This is a genomic window from Methylophaga sp. UBA1464 (genome assembly GCF_002325665.1).
In the GTDB taxonomy this organism is placed as follows: Bacteria; Pseudomonadota; Gammaproteobacteria; order Nitrosococcales; family Methylophagaceae; genus Methylophaga.
Genome location: NZ_DCSO01000023.1, coordinates 1,387 through 3,783, shown reverse-complemented (window position 1 = coordinate 3,783; position 2,397 = coordinate 1,387). Strand labels below are relative to the sequence as shown.

Here is a 2,397-nt window from a genome sequence, read left to right as displayed (position 1 = left end):
CCACAACAGCATTGTGCATCATGGCCTGAGCCAGTTTACCCTGGGCGATTTTGCCATCCGGAATAATGACGAATGCGGTAATACCGGCACGCGCCGCATAAGCCGCCGCAGCAGCAGACGTATTACCGGTAGAAGCACAGATAATCGCTTTACTGCCCTCTTCGACGGCTTTCGTTACTGCCATGGTCATACCACGATCTTTGAAAGATCCGGTTGGGTTCAGACCTTCATATTTGACGTAAATATCAACATCTTTACCAATTAGTTTGGGGATATTGTTCAGCTTTAATAAAGGCGTATTACCTTCACCAAGACTGATAAGACGAGTGTCATCGTTGACCGGTAAACGGTCACGGTAACGATCAATCAAGCCAGTGTAGCGTGGACGAAATGGCATAAATGTTTCCTCTTTAATTCTTTAACGGGCGTTTAAATCAGCCCAGCGATTCCATGCGAATACGCATGATCGCATCCTTAACAGTGTCTAATGCTTCGATTTGAGCGATAGCTTCATCCATATTTTTCTCAACTACCGGTTGGGTCAGCATGATGATCGGCACGGTACCTTCTTCTTCTTCCGGTTGTTTTTGTAATATCGCTTCGATATTGATGTCCTGCTCACTAAAAATGCGGGTAATGTCTGCCAACACGCCGGGTTTGTCTTCCGTGTTGATTCGCAGGTAGTAAGAAGTAATTACTTCAGACATTGGCAAGATTGGTGTGTCCTTTAACGAATCAGGCTGGAAAGCCAGATGCGGTACACGATTTTCCGGATCCGTGGTCAAGGCTCGAACAATATCCACGATATCTGCAACCACGGCTGATGCAGTCGGCTCAGCACCGGCACCGGCTCCATAGTACAACGTTGGTCCTACCGCATCGCCTTTTACTACCACGGCATTCATTACACCATTTACGTTAGCAATCAAACGACGTTTTGGAATTAATGTCGGATGAACCCGCAGCTCAACCCCTTGTGCTGTTTTTTTGGCAATCCCCAGATGTTTGATGTGATAGCCCAATTCTTCAGCGTACTGCACATCTTCCTGGGAAATTTTGCTGATGCCTTCGGTATAGGCTTTATAAAACTGTAACGGAATACCAAATGCAATAGAGGCCATGATGGTCAGCTTGTGTGCCGCATCAATGCCTTCGACATCAAATGTCGGATCCGCTTCGGCATAACCCAGCGCCTGGGCTTCAGCCAGTACATCGGCAAAGTTACGGCCTTTATCACGCATCTCGGTAAGGATGAAGTTGCCGGTTCCATTAATGATACCTGCCAACCATTCAATCCGGTTTGCTGCCAGACCTTCGCGGATGGCTTTAATAATAGGAATACCGCCAGCTACCGCCGCTTCAAAAGCAATGGTGACGCCTTTTTCCTGAGCCTTGGCAAACAGCTCATTACCATGCATGGCGATTAACGCTTTGTTGGCAGTAACAACGTGTTTGCCGTTTTCAATCGCTTGCATCACTAAATCGCGGGCAATACCAGTGCCACCAATCAATTCAACGACAATCTGAATTTCCGGGTCATTGACGACTGAAAAAGCATCATCGGTTAAATCAATACCAGTGAGGTCACAGGTTTTGGGTGAATCCAGATTTTTATCCGCTGCACGCGTAATTTCGATACCACGGCCAGCGCGACGGCTAATTTCTTTAGAATTTCGCTTTAAAACACTGACAGTACCGCTACCAACAGTGCCTAAGCCAAGAATACCAATTTTGACTGATTGCACTTTTTGCCCCCTAACCTTTTTTCATCATGTCACGGATACCACGGATTGCCTGCCGGGTACGGTGCTGATTTTCAATCAGTCCGAAACGCACATATTCATCGCCGTATTCACCAAATCCGATACCCGGAGATACGGCCACCTTAGCTTCTTTAAGCAGTTTCTTACTGAATTCCAGAGACCCCATTTCACGGAATTGTTCCGGAATTTTCGCCCATACAAACATGGTTGCTTTTGGTTTTTCTACAGGCCAACCAATCGCATTCAACCCTTCACACAACACATCACGGCGTTGTTTATAGGTTTCAACAATTTCAGCCACACACTCTTGCGGCCCATCCAGAGCCGTAATGGCTGCCACCTGAATCGGCGTAAACATACCGTAATCCAGATAGGACTTCATCCTGGCCAGTGCCGCAACCAATGTAGGATTACCTGACATAAAGCCTACACGCCATCCGGGCATATTGTAGGTTTTAGATAAGGTATAAAACTCCACAGCTACATCAATCGCGCCGGGGATCTGCAAAATGGATGGCGCTTTATAACCATCAAAGGTGATCTCACCATACGCCAAATCATGGACAACCCAAATCTGATGCTCTTTGGCAAAATCAACAACCCGCTGGAAGAAATCCAGATCAACGCACTGGGT

3 protein-coding genes are annotated in these 2,397 nt (G+C 46.9%); all 3 read right to left on the bottom strand.

The annotated features are described in order from the left end of the window. Nucleotides 1–397 (bottom strand): pyridoxal-phosphate dependent enzyme (locus tag B3O33_RS02360; RefSeq protein ID WP_292362850.1); only part of this gene is annotated, 397 nt, incomplete at its 3' end. Between the two features lie 37 nt (nucleotides 398–434). Then, nucleotides 435–1,745, bottom strand: a complete 1,311-nt coding sequence (locus tag B3O33_RS02355; protein ID WP_292362214.1) for a homoserine dehydrogenase — start codon at nucleotides 1,743–1,745, stop codon at nucleotides 435–437. Between the two features lie 10 nt (nucleotides 1,746–1,755). Continuing rightward, on the bottom strand, nucleotides 1,756–2,397 hold a 642-nt coding region (locus B3O33_RS02350), incomplete at its 5' end, for an aminotransferase class I/II-fold pyridoxal phosphate-dependent enzyme (protein ID WP_292362849.1).